Annotated in this window: 23 protein-coding genes; 10 read left to right on the top strand and 13 right to left on the bottom strand. The window is 67.8% G+C overall.

The genetic code is table 11. The annotated features are described in order from the left end of the window. Window positions 1–933 (bottom strand): phosphodiesterase, encoded by a 933-nt coding sequence (locus tag BKA15_RS01165; RefSeq protein ID WP_179747776.1) that lies wholly within the window; start codon window positions 931–933, stop codon window positions 1–3. Window positions 934–986: 53 nt separating this feature from the next. Here BKA15_RS01165 and BKA15_RS01170 point away from each other — a divergent pair, with 53 nt between their 5' ends. Continuing rightward, the gene (locus tag BKA15_RS01170; protein ID WP_179747777.1) at window positions 987–1,895 is read left to right on the top strand and encodes a TIR domain-containing protein; all 909 of its coding nucleotides are present in this window, start codon (window positions 987–989) and stop codon (window positions 1,893–1,895) included. Window positions 1,896–1,920: 25 nt separating this feature from the next. Here BKA15_RS01170 and BKA15_RS01175 read toward each other — a convergent pair whose 3' ends face one another. Both BKA15_RS01175 and BKA15_RS01180 read right to left on the bottom strand, forming a co-directional pair. Next, window positions 1,921–2,730, bottom strand: a complete 810-nt coding sequence (locus BKA15_RS01175) for an ABC transporter ATP-binding protein (RefSeq protein ID WP_179747778.1) — start codon at window positions 2,728–2,730, stop codon at window positions 1,921–1,923. Next, window positions 2,727–3,410 carry a FadR/GntR family transcriptional regulator gene (locus BKA15_RS01180; protein WP_179747779.1) on the bottom strand — a complete coding sequence of 228 codons (684 nt, stop codon included), beginning with the start codon at window positions 3,408–3,410 and terminating at the stop codon, window positions 2,727–2,729. Before BKA15_RS01180 ends, BKA15_RS01175 begins: the two co-directional genes overlap by 4 nt. Window positions 3,411–3,564: 154 nt before the next feature. Between BKA15_RS01180 and BKA15_RS35170 the strand changes: the two genes are divergently transcribed. From BKA15_RS35170 to BKA15_RS01195, 3 genes are all read left to right on the top strand, one after another. Further along, window positions 3,565–4,065, top strand: a complete 501-nt coding sequence (locus tag BKA15_RS35170; RefSeq protein WP_179747780.1) for an NfeD family protein — start codon at window positions 3,565–3,567, stop codon at window positions 4,063–4,065. Between the two features lie 2 nt (window positions 4,066–4,067). Beyond that, complete coding sequence (locus tag BKA15_RS01190; RefSeq protein ID WP_179747781.1) at window positions 4,068–5,612, top strand: flotillin family protein; 1,545 nt, start codon at window positions 4,068–4,070, stop codon at window positions 5,610–5,612. A gap of 84 nt (window positions 5,613–5,696) precedes the next feature. Further along, complete coding sequence (locus BKA15_RS01195; RefSeq protein WP_179747782.1) at window positions 5,697–7,343, top strand: S9 family peptidase; 1,647 nt, start codon at window positions 5,697–5,699, stop codon at window positions 7,341–7,343. Here the strand turns inward: BKA15_RS01195 and BKA15_RS01200 are convergent, their stop codons facing one another. Then, on the bottom strand, window positions 7,344–8,198 hold the full coding sequence (locus BKA15_RS01200) for a hypothetical protein (protein ID WP_179747783.1): 855 nt from the start codon (window positions 8,196–8,198) through the stop codon (window positions 7,344–7,346). Next, window positions 8,198–9,775 (bottom strand): alkaline phosphatase D family protein, encoded by a 1,578-nt coding sequence (locus BKA15_RS01205; protein WP_179747784.1) that lies wholly within the window; start codon window positions 9,773–9,775, stop codon window positions 8,198–8,200. Before BKA15_RS01205 ends, BKA15_RS01200 begins: the two co-directional genes overlap by 1 nt. 207 nt (window positions 9,776–9,982) lie before the next feature. On the opposite strand from BKA15_RS01205, the gene BKA15_RS01210 reads away from it, so the two are divergent. Then, window positions 9,983–11,167: an MFS transporter gene (locus tag BKA15_RS01210; protein WP_218871003.1), complete on the top strand. Its 1,185-nt coding sequence runs from the start codon at window positions 9,983–9,985 to the stop codon at window positions 11,165–11,167. Here BKA15_RS01210 and BKA15_RS01215 read toward each other — a convergent pair. The 4 genes from BKA15_RS01215 to BKA15_RS01230 are packed head-to-tail and all read right to left on the bottom strand — an operon-like array spanning window position 11,153 to window position 13,233. Further along, window positions 11,153–11,971, bottom strand: coding sequence for an AraC family transcriptional regulator (locus BKA15_RS01215; protein ID WP_179747785.1), 819 nt, complete (start codon window positions 11,969–11,971; stop codon window positions 11,153–11,155). The genes BKA15_RS01210 and BKA15_RS01215 overlap by 15 nt on opposite strands. 56 nt (window positions 11,972–12,027) lie before the next feature. Beyond that, window positions 12,028–12,363, bottom strand: a complete 336-nt coding sequence (locus BKA15_RS01220; protein WP_179747786.1) for a formyltransferase family protein — start codon at window positions 12,361–12,363, stop codon at window positions 12,028–12,030. Beyond that, complete coding sequence (locus BKA15_RS01225; RefSeq protein WP_312878783.1) at window positions 12,360–12,770, bottom strand: NUDIX domain-containing protein; 411 nt, start codon at window positions 12,768–12,770, stop codon at window positions 12,360–12,362. Before BKA15_RS01225 ends, BKA15_RS01220 begins: the two co-directional genes overlap by 4 nt. Window positions 12,771–12,801: 31 nt before the next feature. Then, entirely contained in the window at window positions 12,802–13,233 is a 432-nt protein-coding gene (locus BKA15_RS01230) for a hypothetical protein (RefSeq protein ID WP_179747787.1), read from the bottom strand. A 131-nt stretch (window positions 13,234–13,364) separates the two neighbouring features. Here BKA15_RS01230 and BKA15_RS01235 point away from each other — a divergent pair, with 131 nt between their 5' ends. Continuing rightward, the gene (locus tag BKA15_RS01235; RefSeq protein WP_246322239.1) at window positions 13,365–13,859 is read left to right on the top strand and encodes an NUDIX domain-containing protein; all 495 of its coding nucleotides are present in this window, start codon (window positions 13,365–13,367) and stop codon (window positions 13,857–13,859) included. Window positions 13,860–14,105: 246 nt separating this feature from the next. On the opposite strand, the gene BKA15_RS01240 is transcribed toward BKA15_RS01235, so the two are convergent. Both BKA15_RS01240 and BKA15_RS01245 read right to left on the bottom strand, forming a co-directional pair. Next, window positions 14,106–15,728 carry a UvrD-helicase domain-containing protein gene (locus tag BKA15_RS01240; RefSeq protein WP_036542739.1) on the bottom strand — a complete coding sequence of 541 codons (1,623 nt, stop codon included), beginning with the start codon at window positions 15,726–15,728 and terminating at the stop codon, window positions 14,106–14,108. Then, window positions 15,725–17,446, bottom strand: coding sequence for an OLD family protein (locus tag BKA15_RS01245; protein ID WP_051619731.1), 1,722 nt, complete (start codon window positions 17,444–17,446; stop codon window positions 15,725–15,727). Before BKA15_RS01245 ends, BKA15_RS01240 begins: the two co-directional genes overlap by 4 nt. A gap of 521 nt (window positions 17,447–17,967) precedes the next feature. Between BKA15_RS01245 and BKA15_RS01250 the strand changes: the two genes are divergently transcribed. Beyond that, on the top strand, window positions 17,968–19,485 hold the full coding sequence (locus BKA15_RS01250) for a hypothetical protein (protein ID WP_026529634.1): 1,518 nt from the start codon (window positions 17,968–17,970) through the stop codon (window positions 19,483–19,485). Here BKA15_RS01250 and BKA15_RS01255 read toward each other — a convergent pair. Both BKA15_RS01255 and BKA15_RS01260 read right to left on the bottom strand, forming a co-directional pair. Then, a complete protein-coding gene (locus tag BKA15_RS01255; RefSeq protein ID WP_102209892.1) occupies window positions 19,436–20,344 on the bottom strand; it encodes a DNA adenine methylase in 909 nt (302 codons plus the stop codon). The genes BKA15_RS01250 and BKA15_RS01255 overlap by 50 nt on opposite strands. 331 nt (window positions 20,345–20,675) lie before the next feature. Then, the gene (locus tag BKA15_RS01260) at window positions 20,676–21,005 is read right to left on the bottom strand and encodes a hypothetical protein (protein WP_026529636.1); all 330 of its coding nucleotides are present in this window, start codon (window positions 21,003–21,005) and stop codon (window positions 20,676–20,678) included. Between the two features lie 210 nt (window positions 21,006–21,215). Between BKA15_RS01260 and BKA15_RS01265 the strand changes: the two genes are divergently transcribed. The 3 genes from BKA15_RS01265 to BKA15_RS01275 all read left to right on the top strand — a co-directional run bounded on the left by BKA15_RS01265 (window position 21,216) and on the right by BKA15_RS01275 (window position 23,097). Continuing rightward, the gene (locus BKA15_RS01265; RefSeq protein WP_179747788.1) at window positions 21,216–21,605 is read left to right on the top strand and encodes a hypothetical protein; all 390 of its coding nucleotides are present in this window, start codon (window positions 21,216–21,218) and stop codon (window positions 21,603–21,605) included. A 125-nt stretch (window positions 21,606–21,730) separates the two neighbouring features. After that, complete coding sequence (locus BKA15_RS01270; RefSeq protein WP_083990809.1) at window positions 21,731–22,075, top strand: ArsR/SmtB family transcription factor; 345 nt, start codon at window positions 21,731–21,733, stop codon at window positions 22,073–22,075. Further along, window positions 22,072–23,097 (top strand): cation diffusion facilitator family transporter, encoded by a 1,026-nt coding sequence (locus BKA15_RS01275; protein WP_067023732.1) that lies wholly within the window; start codon window positions 22,072–22,074, stop codon window positions 23,095–23,097. Before BKA15_RS01270 ends, BKA15_RS01275 begins: the two co-directional genes overlap by 4 nt. The last annotated feature ends 28 nt before the right edge of the window (window positions 23,098–23,125 follow it).

The following is a 23,125-nucleotide window of genomic DNA, read 5'->3' on the forward strand; positions in this document are numbered from 1 at the left end:
TCAGGGCGCCTTGCGGGAGAAGGCCTCGTCGCGTTCCGCGGGCGTCATCGCCGCGAGTTCGGCCACGTAGTCGGCCGAGTAGGCGGAGACCGGCTCGGCGGAGTCGATCGGCACCACCGAGTGAACGATCCGATCGGCGAAGACGTCCACCAGGGAGAAGGCATGGTTCCGGTCGACGCCGTCGAACCGCCGCTCGCCGGGCAACGGATCGATCGTGTAGCAGGACGCGGCGGCGACCGACACCGGGATGCCGGCGAACGTGCCGAAGGTGGAGTAGTGCAGGTGGCCGGCCAGGATGGCGCGGACGTCGGTGCCGGTGATCACCTCGGCCAGCCGGTCCGCGGCCCGCAACTCGACCAGGCCCATCAGCCGCACCCGGGTCGGCAGCGGCGGGTGGTGCAGCGCCAGGATCGTTCCGTGCGGTGCCGGTTCGGCCAGGGTGGCGGCGAGCCGGCCGAGTTGATCATCGGTCAGCTCGCCGTGGTGATACCCGGGCACGGTCGAGTCCAGCGCGATCACCCTCAGCCCGCCGATCATGAGCGTGCGGTCCAGCGGCTCGTCGGTCTCCGTACCCCAGAGCCGCGACGAGAACGGGCGGCGCTCGTCATGGTTGCCCATCACCCAGAGCAGCTCGGCCCCGAGCTCCGCGGCGGCCGGTTCGACGACCGCCGCCACCCGTTCGTACGCGTCAGGCTCGCCCCGGTCGGCGACGTCGCCGGTGATCACGATCAGGTCGGCCCGGCCGAGCTCGTCCCGGAGCCGGTCCAGCGCCCGCCGCAGCCCGCGGTCGGTGTCGACCTGGCCGAACAGCCGACCATGATCAGCAAGGAAGTGGGTGTCACTCAGGTGTACCAGGGTGTAGTCGGGCTCCGGATACTGGCTGAAGGAGATCACCGTACGATTCTCCCAGCCGTCGCTGGACTCACTGATCATCGAATCCGGTTCGACTGGGCCTGCAATCGGGCACCGCGCCATAGGATTCCGCTGTGACCAAGCCTCGTATCTTCCTGGGATCGTCCGGGCAACAAGCGGAGCTGCTCGAATCCCTGACCGCGGGTCTCCAGGACGTCGCCGACGTGGAGCCGTGGACGATCGTGTTCAACCCCGGTACGTCGACGCTCGAGCGACTCGTCGAACTCACCGGCGAGGTCGATTTCGCGGCGTTCATCTTCGCCCAGGACGACTGGACCAGCCATGGCGACAACTCGGGGATGGCCGCTCCGCGCGACAACGTCGTGTTCGAGGCGGGCCTGTTCGGTGGCGTGATCGGGATGCGGCGGACCTTCATCCTGCACGCCGAGGGCGCCAAGCTTCCGACCGACCTGCTCGGCCTCACCTGTGTGCGCTATTCCGGTACGACGCCGGGTGAGGTCGACGAGATCGTCCGGAAGCTTCGCACCGCGATGGGCGCCGAGGGACGACTGGCGCAGATCGACGGGCTCTGGTGGCAGCATTCGCTCACGCTGCGTACGGAGCAGGAGCCGTCCGCGGTGAGCCTGCTGCGGATCTCCCGCGATCGTCGTCGCGGGCTGCAGCTGAACGGGGCCGGCTGGCAGCAGGACGGCACCCTCTCGGTGCGGTACCACAGCGTGGCCGCCCGAGAGCTGCGCGACCCCTCGGGCATCTTCTACTACTGGAACGGCGAGCGGCCCCGGCATCCCGACGCGCCGCGGCTCGAGGGCACCGCCGAGATCCGGCTCGAGTCCGCCGACCGGGCCACCGGCTACTGGATCACCCGCTCCGACAAGGATCCGCTCCTGAACACGCGGACTTCGGGCGTCTATCTGCGCGCCGACCCTGCGGATGCGGAGATCATGGACGGCAACGACCCGCGCCGCCGGGCCGGCCTGATCGCGTCGAAGCTCGACGAATGGCTGGCGATCTCCAACTCCTGACCGGCCGGCCCGACTGCTCGTGCGGTCAGGCTGCGTCGCGGTTCGGCCGGGCCCGGACCGCCCGCGCCGTCCAGCGGCCGTCGACGCGGTCGACCTTGATCGGGTGACCGAACGCGGCGCTGATCGTCGCGGTCGTCACGGCCTCGGTGATCGGCCCGGCGGACACGACCCGGCCCTGGCTGATCACCAGCGCGTGCGACGTCGTCTCCGGCAGTTCCTCGAGATGGTGCGTGACCAGGACCGACGCAAGATCACCGCCGGACCGGGCCAGGTCGTCGATCGTCTCCAGGAGCTGCTCCCGAGCGGCAACATCCAGCCCGGTGGTCGGCTCGTCGAGCAGCAACAGCCGCGGCCCGGCCATCAGGGCCCGCGCGATCAGCACCCGGCCGCGCTCACCCTGGGAGAGCGTGGTCCAGCGGGCCTCGGAACGGTCGGAGAGCCCGACCAGGTTGATCAACTCCGCAGCGCGCCGCCGCTGCTCCGGCGTCGGGCTCCAGCGCAACGGCTGTTCGACCGTTCCGGTCAGACCGGTGATCACGACGTCCGCGACGGCGAGCGGCGACCGCAGCGGGTGCCGCGGATCGACGTGACCGATCGAACGGCGCAGCCGCTGGAGCTCCACCCGGCCGAGCCGATGGCCCAGCACCTCGACGGTGCCGGTGGTCGGGTGGGTCAGCGCCCCGCACAGCCCGAGCACGGTGCTCTTGCCGGCGCCGTTCGGGCCGAGCAGGGCCCAGTGCTCCCCCGGCCGTACGGTCAGGTCGATCCCGTCCAGGATCTGGGTCGTGCCGCGCCGGAACGTCACGTCGCGCAGGGCCAAGATCGTTTCGGTCACGCGAGGGTCTCCTTCAAAGTGTCCAGGTGGGCTCGGCTCAGCCGCGCCGCAGCGTCGGGATCCCGGTCGATCACGGCGGCGACCAGGGCCGCGTGCTCGGGATGATCATCAACGGCGCGCCGGCGCGGGTGCAGCCGGAGCAGCTCGATCATGGCCTGCCGCAGCCGCGGCACGAAGCCGTCGTACAACTCGACCATGATCACGTTGTGCGCCGCGGCGACGACGGCCCGGTGCAGGGCCAGGTCCGCATCGACGAGACCGGCGACTCCGTCGTTGCCGGTCGCCCGGTCGGCCTCCTCCCGCTCGGCCAGGGCTCGCCTGAGTCTCCGTACGTCCGCCGGGGTGCGCCGCTCAGCCGCCAGCGCCGCCGACTCGGCCTCGATCGCGATCCGGGCCTCGATCACCTGCCGGATCCCGGCCCGGCGGAGCACCGCGTCCCAGTCCTCGGGTACGTCGACGGCGGTCACGAACACGCCGGCACCCTGGCGCGGCTGGAGCACGCCGCGGCCGGCCAGGTCGCGGATCGCTTCCCGTACCGTCGAGCGGCCGACGCCGAGCTCGGCGGCCAGCGTGGTCTCCCCCGGCAGCTTCCGACCGAGCTCCCATTCGCCCGCCCGGACCCGGTCCAGCAACTGCGCGGCGGCGCGCCGTGCCAGTGGCTCACGCTCGGGTCGCGCCATGATCGCCGCCTTTCGGAAGTCCACGACAACTTGTCTGAGGAGTTGAGAGCATAACGGTTCGCCCCGATCCGTCGATCCGGTCCCCCGGGCTGACCTGAATGCCCCTAGGATTCCGGCATGGTCCCGCCCCGCCGCACTGGCGCGTAGGTCAGCCGTGATCGTCTTCCTGATCATCGGCGGTGTCGGCGTTGCCCTGTTGTTGCTGTTCCTGGTCGTCGGCGACCTGCTCGACGGACTGTTCGACTTCGCCGGCGATCTGCTGTCCGGGGCCGGGCTCGCGGGCCTGCTCGGCGCGTTCGGCTTCGTCGGCGCGTTGATCTTGGGATTGTCCGACAGTCTCGGCTGGGCCATCGGCGGCGGCATCGTCGCGGGAGTCCTGGTCGGGCTCGGCGCCGGCTGGTTGTCGCTCCGGCTGCGCCGCGGCGGTGATCACTCGACGGTCCGTACCCCCGCTCTGGTGGGCCGGCAGGCCGTGGTGATCAACCCGATCCCGACCGACGGGTACGGCGAGGTGCGGATCGTCGCCGCCGGTCAGATCACGAAGCTCAACGCCCGCTCGGTGGAACCCATCGAAGCGGGTGCGTCTGTGTACATCACAGCCGTGCTCTCCGCCACCGCGGTGTCGGTGGCACGGCTGAACCATGGGAGAAGTTGATCATGTTCGTAATACCGTCCGCGGTGATCTCCATCATCGGCCTGGTGGCCGTCCTGGTGTTGCTCGCCATCCTCGTCGCGTCCCGCTACAAGGTCGCGGGACCGAACGAGGCCTACATCGTCACCGGCCGCAAGGGTAAGCCGGTCAAGAATGTCGAGACCGGGGAGATCTCGACCGACCTGTCCGGCCAGAAGGTCGTCATGGGCGGCGGCATCTTCGTCGTCCCGTTCGTCCAGAAGCTGCACGTGCTCGACCTGTCCAGCCGCCGGATCATGGTGCAGATCCGTGGCGCCGTGTCCGGCCAGGGCATCAAGCTCAACCTCGACGGCGTCGCGATCGTCAAGGTCGGCGGCAACGAGGACTCGATCCGGGCCGCCGCCCAGCGGTTCCTCAGCCAGCAGGACGAGATCGAGACGTTCACCCAGGAGACGCTCGCCGGTTCGCTGCGCTCGATCGTCGGTTCCCTGTCGGTGGAACAGATCATCCGGGACCGGGCCGCGTTCGCGCAGCGTGTCGCCGACGAGTCGGAGTCCTCACTGACCGGCCAGGGCCTGGTCCTGGACACCTTCCAGATCCAGGACATCACCGACGAGGGCAGCTACCTTTCCGATCTTGGTCGGCCGGAAGCAGCCCGGATCGGTCAGGTGGCAGCGATCGCCGAGGCCGCGGCCCGGCAGGAGGCCGAGCAGGCCCAGTTGCGGGCCGAGGAGCAGATCGCGATCTCCAACCGCCAGCTGGCGCTGAAGCAGGCGGAGATCAAGTCCGAGACCGACGCCGCCCAGGCGCAGGCCGCGGCGTCGGGCCCGCTCGCCCAGGCCGACCGGGACCAGGCGATCCTGACCGAGCAGGAGAAGGTCGCCGTGCGGCAGGCCGCGCTGAAGGAACGCCAGCTCGACACCGAGGTCCGCAAGCCGGCCGACGCCGAGCGCTACCGAGTCGAGACCGAGGCCCAGGGTCGCCGCAACGCGGAGATCCTCGAGGCCGAGGCCCGCAAGGCGGCCGCCATCGCGGACGCCGAGGCTCAGGCCGAAAAGGCACGGGTCACCGGTGAGGGCGACAAGTCCCGCCGGGCCGCGCTGGCCGAGGCCGAGGCGATCGAGGGCGCCAAGCGCGGTGAGGCCGAGAAGGCCCGGCGAATCGCCGAGGCCGACGCGGTACGGGCCGAGGGTGAGGCCGAAGCCGCCGCGATCCAGGCCAAGGGCCAGGCCGAGGCGGACGCGATGGACAAGCGCGCCGCCGCCTTCGCCGCGTACAACGACGCCGCCGTGCTGCAGATGCTGATCGAGGTCCTGCCGCAGGTCGCCCGCGAGGTCGCCGCCCCGATGGGCACGATCGACAAGCTCACCGTGATCTCCACCGACGGTGCCGGCGCGATGCCGAAGCAGGTCACCAACGGTGTCGTACAGACCCTGGAGATGTTGAAGAACACCACCGGTGTTGATCTTGAAACGCTGGTCCGCCGCTACACCAACTCCGAGTCCGGGCCCGAGACGCCCGAGTCGGTGGTGGAGCCGTCGATCGACGGTGCCGCGCCGCGCCAGGCGTAGCACTGCAAACCACGAGTCGGGCCGGCCTTCCGCAAGGGAGGCCGGCCCGGTCGCTGCGTTCTTGATCATGGTTAGGCTGGCGTGATGCGGAGTCGAGCGACGGTGCGGTTCCGGGGTACGGACCGGGTCGTCATTCAGGAGCCGTCAGGCTGGCGGATGCTGAGCTGGCCGGACGGCCGGCTGCTGGCCGACGGCACCGGGCAGGTGATCGACGGACCGGTCGGGCGGGTGACCGTGATCGACTCCGGGATCTTGATCATGGACGGTGTTCCGGTGCCCGCGCCGGGGCCGGTGTCCGACGCGGCCTGGGACAGGGACGGGTTCGTCGCGATCGTCGAGGGGCGGGAGCTGTGGTCGTTGCCGGCCGTCGGGCCGGCCCGGCTGCTGCACCGTGACCCCGACCCCCTTCGCTCCCCGGTCTCCCTGGCCGGCTCGATCGGGTTCGTCCGCAGCTCCTCGTCCCGGCTGCCCGGCGTGATCTTGGAAGCGCCCGACGTCCGGCGGCCGCTGCTGATCGACCGTTCCGGCGGCCGCCCGGTCGACCGGATGCCCGCGGTCGACGGCTGGGTGGATGCCGTCGTCCCCTCGCCGGTCGATCCGGAGCGGTTGGCGTTCCAGCACACCGTGCTGCCCGGGCCGTACACCTTCCGGTTGGGCCTCCTCGATCGGGGAAGCCCTGGTTTTCCCTTGCCCGACAAGGATCTACGCAGTACGGGAGCGGCACCGGCCTGGTCGCCGGACGGATCGGTGGTCGCCGTCGCCGCCCTGCAGGGCATCCGTGGAGGCATCGCCGGCTGCGGTCCGGACGGGTCCGCTCCACGCTGGCTCGCGCCGCCGGAAGGTGTCCACGCGAGCCCCGCCCCCGCTCCGGGTGGCGGACTGCTGAGCGTCTGGGGGGACCTCGCCACCCGGCCGGCAGTCGTCCTGACCACGCCGGCCGGCCGCGCCGCCTGGACGTCCCTGCAGGACGGCCCCGACTGGTGGCCGGAGCGGCCGCCGCGGCTGATCCGCTGGCGGTCCGGACCGGACGAGGTCGAGGGGCTGTTGCTCACTCCGCCCGGCCCCGGACCGTACCCGCTGGTGATCGACCTGCACGGCGGGCCTGACAACATGACGCTGCAGGCCTCGCTGAGCTCGTACGCGGTGCCGCTGGACTCCTGGCTGCGCGCGGGCTTCGCCGTGTTCGCGCCCGATTACCGCGACAGCGGGATCCTCGGGTTCGCGGCCAAGCGCGCCGCCGGCCGCTTCGAGCCCGGCGCCCGGTCCTCGCACGACGATGTGATCGCCGGCCTTGATCAGCTGATCGCCGACGGTGTCGCCGCTCCGGGCCGGGTGCACCTGTTCGGCTTCAGCATGGGCGGGCTGGTCGGTGGCCACGTGATCGCCCGTGATCACCGGATCCGTTCGGCCGCGTTCTGGGATCCGGCCGGGGTGGATCCGTACGCGACGGACAACGCGATCATGCGCCGGCAATTCAGCGGCTCACCGACCGAAGTGCCGCAGGTGTGGCAGCGGATCTCCCTTCAGCCGTTGGCCTCCCGGACCACGATCCCCGTGTTGATCATGAGTTCCGGTGATCCCGGACGGCTGCCCGGCCGGACGCACGCGCGGTGGAGCAGCGCGCTCCCCCACTCCGAGTTCCGGTCCTTCCCGGCCGAGGGTCACACTCCGTCACCGGAGCAGCGGACGGAGATCGTCCGGCAGGCTGTCGACTGGTTCGGCCGGTCCTGATCAGGCGTCCAGCTGATACAGCCCGACGGCGTCCCAGGCCACCCAGCCGCCCTGAGCCAGCGTGAACGTGATCTTGTTGGATCCAGTCCGGAAGACCGTCGGCGGCAGCTCGAATTCGTAGTAGGACGGGATCAGCGGGCTGCCGGGCAGGTTCGCGTCGCCCTGCCGGGAACCCTGGGTGCCGCCGATGATCAACTCCAGTTGTTCCACCGGTTGATCGTTGATCTTCAGGTCGAGCCGGCCGGCGAGCCGGGTGGTGTCGACCAGCCAGAGCGCGAGCGCTGGCTTGGTCGGGACCGCGGCCAGGTCAACGGTCCAGTGCAGCGTGTAGCTCTTCCGGCCGGCCCAGGCGTCGCCCGGCCCGGGCAGCAGGTACGGCCAGCGCTCGGCGGCGTCGGGGCCGTGCGCGACGTTGATCACCGCGTCCGGGTAGGCGGGCGGGATCGACGCGTAGCTGCTCGGGGCGTACCTCAGCTCAAGGGTCCGGCCGTCGAACTCGCCGACGACCGCGAGCGGGGTGCCGGAGTGGCTGATCGACGTCGTCGAACTGCCCGTCGCGACCGCGGAGGGGCGGGAGCGGCTGCCGGCGGCGTCGACCGTCACCACGAGATAGGTCCAGGTCTCCCCCGCCGCCGATCTGCCGCGGTGCTCCCAGCGCGGATAGACCGACTTCGCCAGCAGCAGCTCGTCGGGCAGCCCGCGCAGCTTCCGCTCGGCGGCCCGCCCTTCGGCCTGGATGCCGTACACCCGATAGTGATCAACGACCGTGCTCCAGGGCAGCGGCTGCCAGCCGACCGTGATCGTGCGCAGCTTGCCGATGATCTTGAGACCGGTGACGGGATCGGGGCGTGCCATCAGGATGCTCCTTCGATCTGGTCCAGCCGGGAGGTGCCGTCCGGCGTGGCGAACCTGGCGGCCACCCGGCGCGGTGCCGTGTCGTCCTCCTCGATCCAGTCCACGCAGACGTAGCTCGCGGTCAGCCGCTCCGGCGTGATCTTGGTCAGCAGGTAGCCGCGCCGGGCGTGGTAGAAGTGCACGTACGGATGGCGCAGCCAGTCGTCGGCATAGCCGTCGGTCTCCGCGCCGTCGCCGTCGGAGGCGATCGAACTGCAGATCAACTCGACCGCGACCCTGGGTCCGTCCGGATCGGCGGGATCGGCCGGCACCTCGGCGGCGACGGCTCGGTGGATGTCACCGGTCAGCACGACCGGGTTCGACACCCCGTCGAGCGACGTGATCAACCGCTTCCGGGCAGCCGGGTAACCGTCCCAGGATTCGAGCCCGGTAGTCGGCCGGACCGGAATGAAGCTGACCGCGTTGCCGATCACGTTCCAGCGTGCCGTGGAGTCCTGCAGTTTCTCGTGCAGCCAGCGTTCCTGGGTCTCGCCCAGCATGGTCCGCTTCGGGTCGTCGCGGTCGCCGGCGGTCGGCGGGCGATCACGGTACTGGCGGCCGTCGATCAACATCAGCCGGGCCAGCGAGCCGACATCGTAGCTGTCGTAGAGCATCGTGCGCGGCCCCTCGGGCAGCAGGTCGATCGACACCGGCAGGTTCTCGTAGAAGGCGCGATAGGCGACGGCGATCCGGTGCACGAACAGGTCGGTCGGGATGCCGTCGTTGCTGTGCTGCGCCGCGTAACCGTTCTCGACTTCATGATCATCCCAGGTGAACACCCAGGCGGCCCGGGCGTGCGCGGCCTGCAGGTGCGGATCAGCCTTGAACCTCGCGTAGCGCAGCCGGTACTGCTCCAGCGTCTCGGTCTCGATCTCCTCCGGCTCGGTGACCGCGGCGCCCTGGCGCCAGAGGTTGTAGCCGTCGACGATCCCGTACTCGTAGATGTAGTCGCCGAGGAAGATCACCAGATCGAGGTCGGTCTCGTCCGCGAGGTGCCGGTGGGCCGTGAAATGCCCGTGGTACCAGGCCTGACAGGAGGCCGACGCGAAGGTGAACTCTTCCGGCTCGGTGCCGGCCGCCGGGAGGGTACGGAAGCGGCCGACCGGGCTGGTCCGGTCGGCGACCCGGAAGCGATACCAGTACGTCGTCGCCGGCTCGAGCCCGGTCACCTGCGGATGCACGGAGTGGGCCAGCGCCGGCTGCGCGAGCGCCGAGCCGCGCTTGACGACGGTGCGGAAGTCCTCGTCGGCGGCCACCTCCCAGCGGACCGTGACGTCCTCCCGTGGCATCCCACCGTGCCCGTCGGCCGCCAGCGGCTCCGGCGCCAACCGGGTCCACAGCACCATGCCGTGATCACTGGGGCTGCCGGCGGCGACGCCCAGCGTGAACGGGTCGGCGGCCAGCGGTTCGGCCTCCGCGTCCGGCGCGTTCACCCCGAGGGCCAGTGTCGCGGCGGTGACGCCACCGGCCTGCAGCAGCAGGCGGCGACTCAGCCGCGGGTCCCGCGGGTGGGCATGATCAACAAGGTCCGGTGGCACGCGCAGCTCCCTCTGTCCGATGTCCGGATCCCCGAGGAGCGTGGCGCCGGAACGTTATCAACACGACACGGACCTGCATGGTAAGAAGATCACTCAGGCCTCGTCCAGCGGTTCGCCGCCGATCGGGATCCGCGGACCGGTGTCGTGATCAACGAAACGCTACGCACGATCAACCGGTCGGGCAGATGCGCCCCGATCATGGAGCCCGTGACCACTCAGTGCCAGCCGCCGTCCGCCGGACCGCAGACCGCCACGTCCGAGCGACCCGTCGCAGCCTGGGCCCCGATCGTCGCGCTCGCGCTGGGGATCGCGATTTTGGTGGCGAGCGAGTTCCTGCCGGCGAGCGTGCTTCCGGCGATGGCCGCCGACCTCGGCGTCAGCGAGGGAGTCGCCGGCCTGGCGGTGGCGGCGACGGCCCTGGCCGGTGCGCTCACCGCTCCGACGATCGCCCTGCTGCTGCCGCGGACCGATCGGCGGGTCGTCCTGATCGGGCTGCTGGTGGCCGCCGCCCTCTCCAATCTCGTGGTCGCGGTCGCGCCGTCGTTCGTCGTCCTGCTGATCGGCCGGCTGGTCCTCGGCGCGGCGATCGCCGGCTACTGGTCGTTCGCCTTCGGCGCCGGAACCGCGGCGGTGCCCGGTCGTGATCATGTCGTCTCGGCGTCGCTCGCGGTCGGCGTCAGCGTGGCCACCATCGTCGCCGTACCGCTGGCGTCGGCGGCCGGTGACGTGACCGGCTGGCGCGTGGTGTTCCTGGTCGCGGCCGGGTTCGCGGCGGTCGCGACGGTGATCGTGATCATGACGCTGCCGTCCGTCACGCCCCATCCCTCGGCCGGACTGGCGATGCTCCGCCGGGCGCTGGCGAACCGGCGACTGCTCGCCGGGGTCGGCTGCATCGTGCTGGTCGCGTTCGGCAACTTCGCCGCGTATCCGTACATCCGGTTGGCGATCGAGCGGATCGTGCCGGGCGGCGGCTGGTGGCTGCTGCTGGTGTGGGGCGTCGGCGGGCTGGTCGGCAACCTCGCGGCAGGCGCCCTGACCCGGCGGCTGCGGGTCGCTGTCGTCGCGGCGCCGGTGCTGCTCGGTCTCGGCCTGGTGCTGACCATGATCGCCTCGGGCCCGGTCGTCCTGGTCGTGGGCGTCGTGCTCTGGGGCGTCGGGTTCAACATGGTGCCGGTGGCGACGCAACTCTGGGTGACCCGGGTGGAGCCGGAGCGCGCCGAGTCCGCACTGTCGCTGCAGGTGACCGCGTTCCAGGTCGCGATCACGCTCGGCTCGGCCGTCGGTGGCGCGGTGCTCGACCGCTCCTCGGTCGGCGTCGTGCTGCTGGTCGGTGCCGGGCTCGCCCTCGCGAGCGGGATCGGATTCCTGTTGCTGCGGTCAGCCCGCGTCTGACAGGGTCCGCCAGGACTTCGGCGCGGTGCCGTGATCGGCGGTGAAGGCTCGGCTGAACGCGGCCGTCGACCCGTACCCGACCGCGTGCGCGATCTGCTCGATCGGCCGGTCCACATCGGCGAGCAGGCGCCGCGCGTGCAGCATCCGTACCTCGCGAAGGGCCTGCACCGGACTGCGGCCCAACGCCCTCCGGAACCGGTCGTTCAGGGCGGACCGGGACAGGTGTACGAGGCCCGCCATCCATTCCACGGTCCATTCCGCGCCGGGCTCGGCCACGAGGGCTGCCAGCACCGTCACGACCGCCGGATCCCCGGGGCGGTTGTCCCATGGCTTGTCCTCCTGCCAGGACGCCAGCATCGAAGCCCCGATCAGCCCGCCGTAACTCGACGCGAACGCCGACGGCCGGCACTCGCCGCCGAGCGGGCAGCTGCGGACCAGTTCGGCGACGCCGTAGTGGCGGCCGGCGAAGTCCCGGACCAGCAGCGGGCTCGGCACCGGGAACGGCGGCACCACCAGCCGCAGGTCCGCCGTCGCCACCCGGGCACCGGCCGCCGTCGACAGCCGGTGCGGCGTGAAGGCGTCGAGCAGGACCGCGTCACCGGCGTCCAGGACATACCGCTCGGTCACGGTCGCGAGCTCGACGACGCCCTCCAACACGAACGTCCAGACCGGCCCGGCCGAGGCCTCGCCCGGAGCGTCCGGAGTCAGCGCCCGATGCCGGAGCCGGACCAGTTCCCAGGCCGGCTGGTTCGGCAGGACGGGAGCCGGCTCAACGGTCTCGGCCTCCACGGCAACATCGATCATGCTCCCTGCAGCGCCCAACCTCCGACGTGCTATTCCGTCCGCCGGTCGATCGCGCTTCAATGGGGAGGATTCGGCCGCGAAGTCGCGGCGGAAGCTTCCCCGGTGTCACCGTCGCCCGCTGCCCAGTTCGCCAACCAGCGGATCAGGAGCTCGCGCTCGGCGGCCTGGACCCGGTTCCGGAGGGCGGCCACGTCGTCGCCCGACGCGACCGGCACCTCGAGCTGAGCGAGGATCGGGCCCTCGTCGTAATTCTCGGTGACCCGGTGGATCGTGACGCCGGTCCGTCGCACTCCGTCCGCGAGCACGGCCTCGGTCGTCGTACCAGCGCCCGAGCCGATCATCGCCAGCCGCTTCGCTGCGGATCCGCCCGGCAACGGAACGCCGGTCGTCATCCCGATCCCTCGATCGCGGCGACCGCGGACTCGAAGCTGAGGCGTTGGCGTTCGGGGCGGCACCGCTGCCGGGCCGTCGCCAGGGTCACCCACTCGAAACCCTTGTGTTCCAACGGGTTCAGGCTGACCGGGGTGCCCCAGGGGATCCTGAGTCGGAAGACGGCCCAGTCGACATCGTCGGTGATCACCGGAAGGGGTTCGGCGCGGATCCCGGTCTCCTCGAACAACTCCCGCGCCGCGCACTCCGCGATCGTCTCGCCCGGCTCCAGGCAACCCGACGGCGATCCCCACGCCCAGTCGCCCTCGTCGGTCGTCTCCGCGTTGTGCAGCAGCAGATAGCGCGGTCCGTTGGGCGAGTCGCTGATCACGGCTACCATCGCGCCGGCCGGATTTCGCACTCCGCTCATGGGTACAGCGTCTCAGGAGCGGAGCAGCCGATCAGTGGCCGGGTCGCCGTACCGCTGTGACACAGAAACTCGTCGGTACGGCCTCGCCCTTGATGCAGTAGCCGTCGATGAGATCGCGCTGGCCGATCGGCTCGGAAAGCTCCAGCCGCGTTGGGACCTGTGGATTGCCCGGACAGTTCGCGGCCTTGAGATTGAGGGCCTCCACTTCGGTCTCGATCACGATCCGGGTCTGTTCGTAGATCACCTTGGGTTCCAGAACCTTGCCCGTGACACCGCCGGAGCAGTCGACCCGGGTCACGCCGAGCCGGAGCACCGTCGTACGTGCCGTCACCGAGCCAGCGTCGAGCAGTTCCCAGGTCCCCGGCTCGCCTCCCTGAATCGGCGGCTCCTCGGCGACGGCGCAGCCGCCGAAGACGACCAGGGCCGCTCCGGCGAGGACGGCCATCGTGCCTGCCCGCTTCATGGAACGAGTCTGCCACCGCGCCGGGCGTTGCGGGCGGGTTCAGCCAGGCCCCGGATGCTCGGTCCACAAACCGAACGACACCCCTCGGTGTCGCCGAACGCCGGCTCGAACGACCTTCCCGACAACGCGGCATGGAACTGCTGGAACCGCTCCTAAGGCCGGCGGGCGCTTCCATGATCAAGAAGTACGATGCTCGCATGCCGCCCCGGATCCCCATCGCCACCGCGGCGCTGGTGCGTGATGGTCTGATCCTGCTGGCCCATCGGCACCCGGACCGTCGCTGGTATCCCGACTGCTGGGATCTGGTCGGTGGCCACATCGAAGCCGGAGAGACCGCCGCGCAAGCCGTGATCCGCGAGTGCCGTGAAGAACTCGGGATCCGGATCCGCGACCCGCGACCGGTTCCGATGGCGTTCTCCGACCCCACGATCGAACTGCACGCCTACCTGGTGGACCGTTGGGACGGCACGCCCGTCAACGCCGCGCCGGACGAGCACGACCAACTCGGATGGTTCGCCCCCGACGAACTGGCGAAGCTCAAGCTGGCCGACCCCGCCAGCCTTCCGGACATCCTGAACCTGATGCGACTCGCGCAAGACCCTGCTGGTCTCCAGCCAGAAGGTTGACCCGACGCCCCGACCAACGTGATCCCGCTGGTGCACCGAAAGCGGGTCTGACCAGGTGTGGAACGGCGATCTTGCGATGTCGGGCTGACAGGATTTGAACCTGCGACCCCTTGACCCCCAGGCGTCCAAACGGCTTCGGCCTGCCCGGATTCCGCGTGATTCCGGGCGTCAGATCATGCAGAACACGTCACGGGATGCATGGATTGCATGATTCTGGTCCCCTTCTGGTCCCCCTCGTAGGCAAGCTCAGTTCGCGGCCAGAGCCGCGAGAGGCGCTACGGCGGCGTGGAACCTGTTGCCCACGAGCAGCACGACGATCTTGTGTCTGGCTCTGGAGAAGACCACGTAGAGGAGCCGACTTGTTGTGGGGAACGGTTCTGATTCGTAGCCCATGAAGTCTCCCTCCCGCAACACCACGACGGTTGCGTCGGCCTCGCGTCCCTTCGTCTGGTAGAGGTTCATTAGTTGAACCTCTCGCGGGCTCAGCGCCGAGTCCGTGAGCGCCGCGTAACTCGCCTCACGAGCTTCCGCACAGATCGCTGCAACCATCTGACGGTCATCGCGGGCGCTGCTCGTGCGTGCCGCTCGCGCGTACATCACCGAGAGCAGGGTTGCTGCTTGCTGCCAGGCGCCCGACTTCTGCGGTAGTCCGAGCGCGTCGTGTGCCGTCGCCGCTACCTCGATTACCTCCCGAATGGACCCCGCCTCGGAGAGACGCTCTCGAAGAGCGCTCAGGCGAGCTTGCAGGGTCGTGGGGCCTGAACCGTTCATCACCTGGTACGCGATGGGGGGCGCCTTCTGCCCACGTTGCGCGCTCGTCAGGAACACGGCTATCGCTTCGAGAACAATTCCCCAGGTGCCATCGCCGGTGTGGAATCGCGCCATCGCAGTCTGGGCGTCGAGGGCGGCGGCGAGCGCGTCACTGAGACCGGCAACTTCATGTTCGATCCCGTCGGCTTCAAGTGCATCCGAGAGAGCCGCGAGCATGTCGTTATGGTGCGTGAATACTGCCACGCCCATATCTTTCGCGGCTAACTCGCTAACGACCCGTGCGACGTGACTGGTCTCGTCGGAGAGTGGTATTCCGTCTTGGATGACCAGTCTTTCGTCCTGGATGGCGGCCGCGATGGCCTCTGAGTCGAACAGGCGTCCCCTGATGGCGTTGGCGACGGCCGGGATGATCCCGGAGGGGTCTCGGAAGGAGGTTTCTGGCAGCAGGATGGTGTTCTCTGTCCCAGCGGCCGAGCAGGCTTCATCGATGCGCTCCACTCTGACGCCGTCTTCGGCGAGGAACGTGTAGATGCACTGGTTCGGGTCGCCGAGCAGTATCAGCCTGCTGTCGCGGGCAATCAGCTGAAGGAGGTCTTGCTGCGCATCGCCGGTGTCCTGAAATTCGTCGACGATAACGAGGCCCCATCGGGTGCGAAGGTGTTCTGCGACAGCAGGTGCGGCCTGAGCGATTTCGAGTGTGAGCGGGATGAGCCTGCTGTATCCGATCTCGTGCTGGGCCAGCCCGAGCTTCTCGCGAGCGGGGCTGACGAGGACGGCGTCGCCGTGTCCGACCAGATTCCCGAATCTCCGGACCACGGAGAACGCGAGCGAGTGGAACGTCATGATGTCCACCTGGGAGCCTCGGCGGCCGAGAATCTCATTTGCGCGGGAGGCTATGCGCGCCACCGAGGAACGAGAGAACGAGAGGAACAGGACCCGATCGTGGGGTTCGCTTTCTGCTACTCGTTCAAGATGGGCGTGAGCTGCGGCGAGCGCGCTGGTCGTCTTTCCGACACCCGCTCCGCCGAGCACGACAGTGAGTTCGGCCTGCGTCGCTACGACTCGCTGCTGCTCCGGGTTCTGCGGGGCGAATGTCATGGTAGATCAGGGATGTCGATGCGTCCGAGCGTATCGCCGCAGACTGCTTCGATCGCGGACCGCGCGATCGGCGGCTGTCGTGTCAGTGCGTGAGCCCAGGCTGCCCCTAGCCCCTGTTTCTTGATCACTTTCGTCGCGATGAGGTGGTCCGCGATGTCGTCGTCGCCGAGATCGGGTGGCAGGGCGGGCATGCCGAAGTCTTCCAGGGTCTCGACCGTCTCTCGGAGCTGATCTCCGGGTACGCCGCGGATGAGTGCGGCCTCCACGGCGGTGCGAGTGGGAAGCACGACGAGTTGTTCGATCATTCCTGCAAGGACTCCGACTGCTGGATCTTCGTGTCCTGGCTTGTCATTGTCGACGATCGCTCGGACGTGGAATCCGAGTTCAAGGGCGATCTCGGCAATGGCTGGGAGCCGGGTAACTCCTCCGTCTGACCCTGGCGGGGCGACCAGGCGGATGCCGTTAGCGGGGAGGCTGTGGTGCGGTTCGTTCGTCTTCCGGAAGAGCCGCGACGCGAGCGCGCCGTACCCCTCGACATCGAGCGGCCCCTCCAGGAGGACAACGGTTCTCGCGCTCAGCGCTGCGAGAAGCTGCTCCAGGATGAGCCTCCGGTTGACTCGGCCCGTCTTGTCCGTGACTGCAGAGAGCTGGTGCTGTCGTCTCTCGCCGTGGCTGACCGTGAGCCGAACCAGCTCACCGGGATCGAATGCTCGTACTACCTCAGGACGGCGCGTTGTGAGGATCGCTTGCCCTGCCGTTACGTGGATGAGCCGCGCCATGTGTTCAGATGACGATGCGTCAAGGCGATCTCCGAAGTCATCGCCGATGATGACGACGCCTGATTGTGCATCTCGCGCGGCTGCGATGGCTTCAGCGGCCGAGAGCACACTCTCGAGAGTCGACCCCTGGGAACGGACGGGAAGGGCCCCGGCCGCACCCATCGAGATCGCTGGTTGAAGCGCTCTGAGGAGGGCAGCCATAGAACCGTCATCCGCCAGAAAACTGATGTCGGCGGAGTCATCGATACCGAAGAGAGTCTGCGGTCCGGAATCAATGACCTTATCCAGAACGCTAGTGACCACCTCCGTCTCAGAGAACGACCCGGTTGCAGCATGGACGGCCGAATCCAGATCGGTGAGGGCGCTGTCCAGGCCACCAGGATCGGCATCAGCAAGGAGTGCTCTCAGGACTCCCTCTGCCCGCAGCTGGAGAGCCGGCGCACTGTCAACGAACTGGACAGGCAGAGACTCACGCTCGATCCGGCTCGCCTTCTTGAACACACCGGCAGCGGGATCACTTCGCGCCGGGTAATCGACCCAGTGCTCGCCGGTGTCCGTATCGAGGTCATATCGTGCGCGATAGCACAGACGTACGCCCAGAACCGCGTCGCCCGCGTTGCTTGGCGTGGCGATCTCCCCGGTTGCCCGGTCGAACGTTTCCAGATTCTCGCTGAGAAGAGTTTCGAGGTCCTCCCCGAGGTCGAGGAGAGTCACCTCTACCTCCGTCAAGGACTCTTCATCGCCGTCAGCAGGTCGGTAGACGTCGAGAGGATTCACGCGGGACCGAGTACTGCGGGCGTCGAGAACCCGGCGCAGGGCCTCGACGATGTCAGTGCGGCCCGCCTGCGGCTCACCTGCAAGCACCATGTTCTCTGGCACCACGAGCGCTGCATGGCGATAACCCCGGAAACGTCCGATACGGATGCGCGCGACCCTCATTGGCTACTCCTTGCATGCCCCCCCAATGCAAGCTGAGCGCTCGGCTCGCAACGGGACGATGAGCGTGAATCAACGGACCTTCTCCCGCTCGGAACCGGCGGCTCCCATGCCTATCGTCCCACGGACTGTGGTCAGTACCAGGCGGCGACGCACCATGGCCGTCCCGTGAAGACACGCGACGACAGGTTCCGTACAAGCGTCCGAAGTGGCAGCTCGGCCTCGTTTCCGTCTGGTTCCGCAGTTCACGCGACCACGCGGCGTCGCCGGCAGGCTGCATGGTTTGCATGACCGTGGTCCCGTGCCTGGGCGCCTGCCCGCGTCGAGAACTGTCACGGCGTCACGGGCGCCTATGGCAACCAGTTCGTGCGTTCGCGCGTCAGAGGAGCTTCGGTTGATGCGCCTCGACGTGTCTCAGCCCGATCGCGAAACAGCGCGGCTACAGTTGGGACTGAACGACAGCTCTCGTCCGTTCGGCACCGAGGGCGTAGATCGCCGGACGGATCATCGAGACGAGGCTGGACATGGCTTACGAGCAGCTACCCATCGTGGAGGTCGAGCTGAGCCGGCTCCTGCTCGACCTGGAGAACTACCGCATCCCGACTCGTCGCGACGATGAAGCCGGAGCCTTGAAGTATCTGTTCGCTTCCGAGGACGTCCTCGGCGCGGCGCGGCTGATCCTTCGCGACGGCTACTTCGACAACGAGGTGCCGATCGTGATCGCGGCGGAGTCACGGGACGAGCCGCCTTCGTACATCGTCCTGGAAGGCAACCGGCGCGTCAGCGCACTCAAGGCTCTCTACGACCCGACGATCGTGCCTGGTCACGAAGCCGAGGTTCGCTCACTGCTCAAGCGGTACGCAGTCGAGGCAGAAAACCTCCCCGAGCGAATCCGCGTGATCGTGGCGCCTGATCGCGCGACCGCCGCCCCGCACGTTGCCCGACTGCACACTGGCATCTCCAAGAAGCGGTGGAGCCGCGACCAACAAGCAACCTTCTACTACTCACTCGTGGACGACCAGACGACTGTGGAGGACGTCAAGGCGCAGTACCCCGATGTCGAGGTCGCAAGGTTCATGAAGATGGCTGTGATGCGACGCTTCCTTGCCGCTGCGCCATTCTCCGATCACACCCTCCGGCAGTACGCCGCCAGCGACGACTTGGCGATGTCGGCCTTTGAGTACGCGTACCGAAGTAAGGACATCGCGGCTGCGATCGGGGTGGAGTTCGATAGAGACGGCATGTTGCTTCCTCGGTCCTCAACTCCCGAAAAGATCGCGTCGAAACTTCCAAAGAAGAAGCTCGGTGCATTGGAGTATCTAGTCGGGGAGTTTCGCGCTGGAAGGCTCAACACCCGCTCTCCGGAGCTCAAGAAGCGTGATGACGCCTACCAGCCGTTCGTGGACCGTCTCAACGGTGTACCCACTACAGCAACGCCGACACCATCACCCGCCGCGCCCGCACCACCGACTCCGCCTGGACCGTCGCAAGGTGTCAGCCACGGAATGCCTCCAAGCGGTCCCGGTAGCGCGACCGGCGGGGCAACGCCACCCCAGCCTGAGCCTCCGAGCGGAGCAGGAAGCCGTGGACCGAACCATCCAGACACAAAGGACACGCTCGATCTGTCTGGCCTCGACTACGAGAACGCACCACTGAACCTCAAACTGCGCTACTTCGAGCTACGACGGATCAACCTGGGAAACTTGCCTATCGCGTCCGCGATCCTATTGCGCTCTGTTCTCGAAGCCACCATCAAGGTCCATTTCGAGGGCTCTGCAACGCCCGCGACAGGCGAGTTGAGTGCGGTTTTCAAAGTGGTCGCGCAAACCTATGGCTCGGAGAAGACTCTCAAATCGACCATCGGCGCCATACAGTCGGGAAACGCCCACAAACATGGCTCTATCCAGTGGTTCAATCTCATCGCGCACAGCGCAGATGCGTCAGTGACCGCAGAGGACGTTCGGCAGGCGTGGAAGGTGGTCAATCCGCTGCTCAGGCGCTTGTTGCGTCCGCCATTACAGTCTGCCCCTGCAACGCCTTGACCACACCGGCGACCGCGGGCGATGCAACGAGTAGTTCTTCGGCCTGCCCCGGATACCGCGCGGAGTAGGTCAGTTCCAAGCGGCATTGGAAGTGCTCGCGATACAGCTTCTCAATCAGTGGAGCCGTGTCATACGTCATGAGCCAGTGCGCCTTCTCCACCGTATTGACGATCGCCGCGAGGGCTGCGTGATCGCGCCCGTCGAACGCGTTGAGGTAGAGCTGAGACCCCGCCTGAACATAGGGCGGATCGATGTACATAAATGCTCGATCGTCCTGAGCGTAACGCTGGATCACTGTCCTGCCGTCAAGGTCTGAGACCGTGATCTGATCGGCCAAGCCTCCGATCGCAGTCAATCGTTCGATGAGCGTTTCGCGATTGAAGCGGGCGTCAATCTTGTATCTCCCTTCCTGCCGCTGACCGCCGATAACTCCGGCATTCAGAATCCCTGAACGATTGGTCCTGTTCAGAAAGAAGAAGGCGAACCCGAGGCGGAGTGAATCTCGCTCATCGCGCGATCTGTATATCTCTCGCTGCTTCTGCCATTCAGCGATCGTAAGTGGGACGGACGCAACCATTTCAACGAAGCTGGCATTGTCTCCGACCGCAGATTTCCAGAAGGCGTACACCGCAGGGTCAATGTCGTTGACAACCAGTTCTTCGACAATGCCCTCACGGAGCAACGCAATCCCAGCTCCCACGCCACCGGCATATGGCTCGATATAACGTGCACGCTCGACCCTGAGAGCATCGATGATGTCGCCAAAGAAGCCAGCGAGCGCCGCCTTTCCTCCCGGATAGCGGAGCGGCGAGAGCGTTCCGTACCGACGTGACGCGACAACCCGCAGCGTGTCACTCATCAGGACTCCTTCCCCGCTCGATGCGCGGCGACTCGACAGCGAGCCGAGCAGAAGCGCGCATCACCTCGCCCGAGGAACGCCTGATCGCAGCGCTCGCAGTTACGCCACGCCTTACGGCGACGTAGCCGCTCATGACGCAGCGCTCGATCAACGTCAGTGAGGCCCGCGTCGCTCAGGCTCGTGAAGTCCTGCATGTAACGGATACTACTCGTAAGGACATCACAGAGCCATCGACACGCCGAATCGATGCGGTACACCGTGAAGGGACGCGCCAACCGAATGCGACTGTGTCGTGGTCAGTGCCCTATGGCGCGGTGGGCTCGCCTGCGCGTCACCGCGAGGACGGCACCGGTTGCCGTTCGCGACGCTCCCCCGCACGGACACTTATGAGCTGGATCAGACTGACGGGGCCGATCCAAAGGAACTTGAAGGCGTTCCAGACGAACACCAGGACCAGCAGGTAGAGCCAACCGGGACCCCCGTCGTTGATGATCGTGGTGCAGATCGCCGCGGCGTAGAAGTAGACCCCGGCGAGCAGCATCGCGGGGACGCCCCACTTCAGGCCGCGCCGTGTGCGGATCGCGTTGAGCAGCAGGTTCGTGGGTGCGTAGCGGAGTACGCCATAGCCTCGTGCGCTGAGCGCCACGGACGTCCGGAGCATTGCAGGCCTCTTTCCTCGTCATAGCGCGACGGTGTTCCGTCGTGGAGGCGGCTATGAACCGAGTGCCCGCGAAGGGCCGTCCCGAAGGACCCGCATAGTTTGCTGAACCTGCCTCGCTACCGAGTTTACGACTGTCCTATGGCAGAGGGAACCCCATCGGCAGGCGGGCGTGTACCTCGTCGGTGACCTTGGAGCGAGAGGACACCGATCATGGCCACGTTGGCGGAGCAGGTGCAGGGTGAGCGGATGGCGCGGGTCGCGTTGTCGATGATCGCCGAGCCGAACGACCCGATCACGGGGTACGTCCTGGCCCGTCACGGCGGGGTCGAGGCGCTGCGGCTGATCGAGTCCGACGACGAAGTGCCCGGCCTGGCACGCGCCGACACACTGATGTGGCGCGAACGACTGACGGCGCGGGTCACACCCGGCCTGCTGGATCAGATGGCTCAGGCGGAGCGGCATGGATTCGGCACGCTCATCCCCGCCGACAAGGAATGGCCCGCCGGCCTGAACGACCTGAGCGATCGTGCGCCGTACCTGCTGTGGACTCGCGGTGCGGTCTCGTTCTTGATGACGGCGCTGAGCGATCGGTATTGGTAGTGCGCGCTGTTCCTTCTGGCGATATTGGGGGGATCCAGCGGCTGGGGAATGCTTGTCGCGTTCACTCCTCGCGCGACGAATGATGCAATAATCTGCGTATGGATGCAGATAAGCAGAGATGTGGAATGGACCCGGACAGCCAGTACGTGGAACTTGCGGTCGAGGTGTTCGGCCTCCTCGCGGACGCGACCCGAGTGCGGATCATCCTGGCCCTGCGCACCAACGACGAGCTGTCGGTGAATCACATCGCCGACATCGTGGACAAGTCGCCAGCGGCGGTCTCGCAGCACCTGGCGAAGCTGCGGATGGCGCGGATCGTGTCGACCCGGCAGGAGGGCCAGCGGGTCTTCTACCGGCTGGCGAACGAGCACGCCTCCCAGTTGGTATCCGACGCGATCTTCCAGGCCGAGCACGCCATCGCCGACGGCACGACCCCGGCGCACCACCACGAGGAACGAGAACGAGCATGACCCAGCACGACCACGTGCACGATCACGGCGCAGGACCTCACGGGCACGATCATTCTCATGGTCACGGCGAGCACGGGCACTCGCACCCGACGGGGTTCAAGGGCTTCCTCTACGGAATCTTCGTGCCGCACTCCCACGATGCTGTGGACTCGATCGACGACGCGATGGAGGCCCACGCGCAGGGCATCCGGGCACTGAAGATCAGCCTCGTGGTCATGCTCGCGACGACCGTGGTGCAGGCCGTGATCGTCGCGTTCTCCGGGTCGGTCGCGCTGCTGGCCGACACGATCCACAACCTGTCCGACGCGCTCACCGCGGTCCCGCTGTGGATCGCGTTCGTGCTGTCCCGCCGGGTCGCGACGCGCAAGTACACGTACGGGTTCAACCGGGCCGAGGACCTGGCGGGCCTGTTCATAGTGCTGATGATCGCGCTGTCCTCGATCGTCGCCGCATATGAGGCGATCGACCGCATCGTGAACCCTCGGCCAGTCGAGAACATCGGCTGGGTGATCGCCGCGGGCATCGTCGGGTTCCTGGGCAACGAAGCCGTCGCCGTCTACCGCATTCGTGTGGGGAGGAAGATCGGCTCGGCCGCGCTGGTCGCTGATGGCGTGCATGCCCGCACGGACGGGTTCACGTCTCTGGCGGTGGTCGCTGGCGGGGTCGGCGTGCTACTGGGCTTCCCCCTGGCTGACCCGATCGTCGGTCTGCTGATCTCGGCGATGATCGCGGTGCTCCTGGTCGGCACGGTGCGCTCGGTCGGTCGCCGACTTATGGACGGCATCGAGCCGGAGCTCGTCGACCGGGCCGAGCACGCACTGACGCATCTGGCTCAGGTCAAGTCCGTGGAACAGGTGCGACTGCGGTGGGTCGGCCACCGCCTCCGCGGCGACGCGGTCGTCACGGTCGCACCGATGAGTTTGGCCGAAGCCGACCGCCTGGCCGTTGCGGCCGAGGCGTCAGTGAAAGAGCACATGCCTAACGTCGACGAGATGGCTGTCCGCGTGACGGCCACGAAATAGGGCACGTGCGTCGTCAAACGGCGAGCTA

Source organism: Microlunatus parietis, from assembly GCF_013407955.1.
Classification (GTDB): domain Bacteria; phylum Actinomycetota; class Actinomycetes; order Propionibacteriales; family Propionibacteriaceae; genus Microlunatus; species Microlunatus parietis.

Excerpts from the sequence above, each read along its gene's own strand:
- BKA15_RS01165 (WP_179747776.1), bottom strand. The coding sequence starts at position 933 with ATGATCAGTGAGTCCAGCGACGGCTGGGAGAATCGTACGGTGATCTCC.
- BKA15_RS01180 (WP_179747779.1), bottom strand. The coding sequence starts at position 3,410 with ATGGCGCGACCCGAGCGTGAGCCACTGGCACGGCGCGCCGCCGCGCAG.
- BKA15_RS01190 (WP_179747781.1), top strand. The coding sequence starts at position 4,068 with ATGTTCGTAATACCGTCCGCGGTGATCTCCATCATCGGCCTGGTGGCC.
- BKA15_RS01195 (WP_179747782.1), top strand. The coding sequence starts at position 5,697 with ATGCGGAGTCGAGCGACGGTGCGGTTCCGGGGTACGGACCGGGTCGTC.
- BKA15_RS01200 (WP_179747783.1), bottom strand. The coding sequence starts at position 8,198 with ATGGCACGCCCCGATCCCGTCACCGGTCTCAAGATCATCGGCAAGCTG.
- BKA15_RS01215 (WP_179747785.1), bottom strand. The coding sequence starts at position 11,971 with ATGATCGATGTTGCCGTGGAGGCCGAGACCGTTGAGCCGGCTCCCGTC.
- BKA15_RS01220 (WP_179747786.1), bottom strand. The coding sequence starts at position 12,363 with ATGACGACCGGCGTTCCGTTGCCGGGCGGATCCGCAGCGAAGCGGCTG.
- BKA15_RS01225 (WP_312878783.1), bottom strand. The coding sequence starts at position 12,770 with ATGAGCGGAGTGCGAAATCCGGCCGGCGCGATGGTAGCCGTGATCAGC.
- BKA15_RS01230 (WP_179747787.1), bottom strand. The coding sequence starts at position 13,233 with ATGAAGCGGGCAGGCACGATGGCCGTCCTCGCCGGAGCGGCCCTGGTC.
- BKA15_RS01235 (WP_246322239.1), top strand. The coding sequence starts at position 13,365 with ATGGAACTGCTGGAACCGCTCCTAAGGCCGGCGGGCGCTTCCATGATC.
- BKA15_RS01240 (WP_036542739.1), bottom strand. The coding sequence starts at position 15,728 with ATGACATTCGCCCCGCAGAACCCGGAGCAGCAGCGAGTCGTAGCGACG.
- BKA15_RS01245 (WP_051619731.1), bottom strand. The coding sequence starts at position 17,446 with ATGAGGGTCGCGCGCATCCGTATCGGACGTTTCCGGGGTTATCGCCAT.
- BKA15_RS01250 (WP_026529634.1), top strand. The coding sequence starts at position 17,968 with ATGGCTTACGAGCAGCTACCCATCGTGGAGGTCGAGCTGAGCCGGCTC.
- BKA15_RS01255 (WP_102209892.1), bottom strand. The coding sequence starts at position 20,344 with ATGAGTGACACGCTGCGGGTTGTCGCGTCACGTCGGTACGGAACGCTC.
- BKA15_RS01260 (WP_026529636.1), bottom strand. The coding sequence starts at position 21,005 with ATGCTCCGGACGTCCGTGGCGCTCAGCGCACGAGGCTATGGCGTACTC.
- BKA15_RS01265 (WP_179747788.1), top strand. The coding sequence starts at position 21,216 with ATGGCCACGTTGGCGGAGCAGGTGCAGGGTGAGCGGATGGCGCGGGTC.
- BKA15_RS01270 (WP_083990809.1), top strand. The coding sequence starts at position 21,731 with ATGGACCCGGACAGCCAGTACGTGGAACTTGCGGTCGAGGTGTTCGGC.
- BKA15_RS01275 (WP_067023732.1), top strand. The coding sequence starts at position 22,072 with ATGACCCAGCACGACCACGTGCACGATCACGGCGCAGGACCTCACGGG.